This window comes from Desulfuromonadales bacterium (assembly GCA_035620395.1).
Taxonomy (GTDB): Bacteria; Desulfobacterota; Desulfuromonadia; order Desulfuromonadales; family DASPGW01; genus DASPGW01.
Window position 1 is genome coordinate 1 of sequence record DASPGW010000275.1, and the last position, 3,547, is coordinate 3,547.

2 protein-coding genes are annotated in these 3,547 nt (G+C 62.0%); one reads left to right on the forward strand and one right to left on the reverse strand.

Features of this window, described 5'->3' with window-relative positions; all coding sequences use genetic code 11:
- On the reverse strand, positions 1–2,742 hold a 2,742-nt coding region (locus VD811_15155), incomplete at its 3' end, for a multicopper oxidase domain-containing protein (GenBank protein ID HXV22321.1).
- Positions 2,743–3,047: 305 nt separating this feature from the next.
- Between VD811_15155 and VD811_15160 the strand changes: the two genes are divergently transcribed.
- Positions 3,048–3,491, forward strand: a complete 444-nt coding sequence (locus VD811_15160; GenBank protein HXV22322.1) for an SRPBCC family protein — start codon at positions 3,048–3,050, stop codon at positions 3,489–3,491.
- Positions 3,492–3,547: the final 56 nt, after the last annotated feature.

Sequence of the window (3,547 nt, forward strand, 5' to 3'; positions counted from 1 at the left end):
GCGCAGCAGCATGGCGTGGTCTTCGTGCTGGGTGTTGTGGCAGTGCTCCACATAGCTCCCGGCGAACTCCCCGAACTGCATGGCGATTTCGATGACATCGGCACCGTCATCCTCGGGGCCGATCCGCAACATGTCCTTGCGCGCCCACTTCTCCCATTCCGGCGGCGCTTTCCCATCTACGCTGAGAATGACCGCTTCGGCGAAATGGACGTGGATCGGGTGACTCCACCCCCCGCCGTTGACAATCCTCCAGATCTCCAGCGTGCCATCCCCGCTGAAGCCCGCTTCCGTGGGGCCGGTGGCCAACTGGGGCGCCGCCGAAACCCGTCTGGTGTCGGCCTTGAAGCTGCCGTCTCCATTGGTCTTGATGGTCCACGGGGCCTCGTCCGTACCGGAAGAGCGACCGAAGGTAAAGGTGCGATGCCGGGCGTTGGCGAGCTTCGCCTGGTCGGCGGGGTCGTCGCGATTGATGGGCAGCGGGATCATCTTTTTCTTGCCAGGTTCGTAATCGCCGGGGTGCATGGAGAGGTCCTGGCCCGCGTAGGCCACAACCCGCAGTTCCAGGAACCCGCCCACGGCCGGGTCGCCGCCAGCCCAGCGGTCGGCCACGCCGTCGCCGTCATCGTCCGCCATCTGGGGTTTGTATTGCCCGGACAGGATCGCCTCCAGCGGGATCTTGTCGCCGGCGCGCTTCCCGTCGGTGTGTTCGAAGATGTTGACGAAGTACAGTTGGTCGCCGGGCCGGATGCCGTGCTTGGCGAAGTTGACGACGATGTCGTAGCGCTCGCCGATCGACTGGGCCGGAAGCTGACCCTTATGTTCCAGGAAATCGCCGTCGCCGTCGAGGTCCCTGGTGCCGTCGAAGGGGACCGCATGCTCCATGATGTTGCCGTCGTTGGCGATCAGGTGGAAGGGGACCCGGTTGTAGGAGAGACCGGAGCCAGGCGGGCCGGGGATCTCGCCCCCCTCGCCCGCGACTTTCTGCACCAGAGCCAAGGCGAAGTAGCGGGCCACCGCGCCGTTGAGGATGCGGAAGCGATAACTGCGGGCGCGCACCTCGAAGAAGGGATGGTACTGCCAATTGGTCAGCACGTGATCGCCCAGGAAGCCGTCGAGGTTGAAGATGTTGAACCAGAGTTGCCCCTGGCTGTCCCAGGCCTTGTCGGCGACCAGCAGGTTGACGTCGTAATCGCGGTTGCCCCAGGGCAGCGCCGTGCCGCTCGGCAGGCGCAGGTTGACGCCATCGTCGAAGGCCTCGTTGCCGCGATCGAGGGCACTGTAGTAGTTCATCATCACGGCGTTGCCCTTGTAGACGTTCTGCGCCGTGAAGTCGAGCATGTGGTCGTGGAACCAGTGGGTGCTCATCGTCTCGCGCCAGTCGCCGCGGATTTTGATCGAGCCGTTTTCGCAGGTCTTCAGCCCCGGGTTGGCGTCGTTGACGAAGAGGGTTTCCCCCGGCGCACAGGGAAAGGCCGCCCGCGGATCGGTGGCGCTGGTATTGATGGTGTCGTATCCGGCGAGCTGCAGCGGCCAGCGGTAGTCATAGAACTGCCCGGGGAAGAAGAAGGCGTTGGTGTAGCCGTCGCTCTCGGCCGGGGAGTGGCCGTTGTGCTCGTGGGTGGTGATGGTGTGCAGCCCGAAACCGCGGTTGGCCGCCGGGTCGATGGGCAACGCGTTGTAGTGGCGCATCAGGATGGATTGCCCATGGCGCGCCATGAGCAGTTTTGGCGGCAGGGTCCCGTCGAAGGTCCACAGGGCCTTGTGCTCCTGAACTGGCATCAGCGGGTGGATCCGGATCGCGAGACCCTTCGTGGTTCCATCGAACCTGGGCGCACCGGGAACCGAGGAAGTAAAGACGGTGTGATAGAGCCCGCCGGGAGCGAATTCGCCGACGGCGTAGCGGTGCATTTGCCTGCCGTCGCGAAAGCCGCCGTTCACCCGGGAGCCGGCCTGGGCAGTCTTGAAGAAGGCCTGAGGGTAGAACTCGTTCCATCGCTGGTGGGCCCAGCCTCGCCCAGGTGGCCGCCCTTCGGCGGGGGGAGCGTGGAGCGGGCGGCCGAGGAAGCCTTCGATCTCCGCCTTCCAGGGGTTCTCCGCTATGGTGTTCGAAGACTCCGTGGGGAAAGGGGCTATACCAGCCTCGGACAGAAAGGCCTCCAGGGTCGCGCCGGCCGGTCCACTTGCCGCGACGTTGCCCGGGTCTTGCTCGGGTGCAGGTCCGGTAGCAGGCCCCGGGAAGGTGCTGGCCGGAGTCGAATTCCCCGGGACGAGCGGCTCGGTGCCGAACTCCTCGAAGCGCAGCATCTGCTGGGTGAAGGACTGGGCGCCGAAAAGAGGGCTCGGTTTGCCGTTGGTGGGGACGGTGGAACTCGTCTGCTGGGCCTCTGGCAGCGCATTGTTCAAGCCAGCGTCCTCATGGGTCGCCCCCTCGAAGGCCCCTTCGAAAGCCGGGGTGAGCGTTTCGAGAATATCTCCGGAGAACTCCAGGCCGACGATCGGTCCGGTGAATACGGAATGATCTTCCACGGGAGGTGGATTGAAAAAGTCGCCGAGAAGAGGGAAGGAGCCTTGCTGCAGTCCGTCCCCGAGCTGTTGGCCATCTCCGCCTGCCTGGCCCACGCCCAGCGCGACAGGGGGGCCGCCGCCGCTGTCACCGCCACCTCCACCGCTGCAGGAGATCAAGGCCAAAAAACCTAACGGAATCACCCATCCCGTAACCCATTTTCTTAAAACGGTACTCATTTCCTACCTCCTTTCCTGAAGTAGGCCAGAGGGGGATCGAAGAGTCTGAATTTGACTTTCACATTCCTTTTGCTTCAAGTATACCTCTATGGATAGAGGGGATTATGGGGGAATTCTACAGGTGAGGAGGGGAATATATCTTTTCGTCGTGGTGGACAGAGCTGACTCCCTATTTCCGGACTGTCTGAAATGGGGAAGAATCCGTTCGGACCGGGTTGTTTTGCCGGTTTATACAGACTGTCTATACTTGATGTAGTTCGCCAGCGGAATCTTCCCCTTGCAGACGTGCCGGAAAGGAGCGAAATATGGGAAACACCATCAAACTGCACCGCGTTCTGCGCGCCACACCCGAGAAGGTTTATCGGGCTGTCCTCGATCCTGATGCATTGGTGAAGTGGAATCCGCCGAACGGCTTCACCGCCAAGGTGCATCACCTGGACGCCAAAGTCGGCGGCACATTCAAAATGTCGTTCACAAACTTTTCAACGGGCAAGAGCCACACCTTCGGCGGGAAGTATCTGGAACTCACTCCCCATGAACGAATCCGAGTAACGGACGTCTTTGACGATCCGAATTTGCCGGGCGAGATGCAAACGACTTACGCCTTGAAGCAGGTGTCGTGCGGAACGGAATTGACGATTGTCCAAGAAGGGTTGCCGGATGCCATAGCTCCCGAGGCTTGCTATCTCGGTTGGCAGGAATCTCTCATCCTTCTTGCGAAAATAGTCGAGGCGGAGATTCCAGATTAGCGCCCTACCATGGCACGCAGTCGACGGCGAACAGGTTGCGCCGCGCCTGATGCCAG

Excerpts from the sequence above, each read along its gene's own strand:
- VD811_15160 (HXV22322.1), top strand. The coding sequence starts at position 3,048 with ATGGGAAACACCATCAAACTGCACCGCGTTCTGCGCGCCACACCCGAG.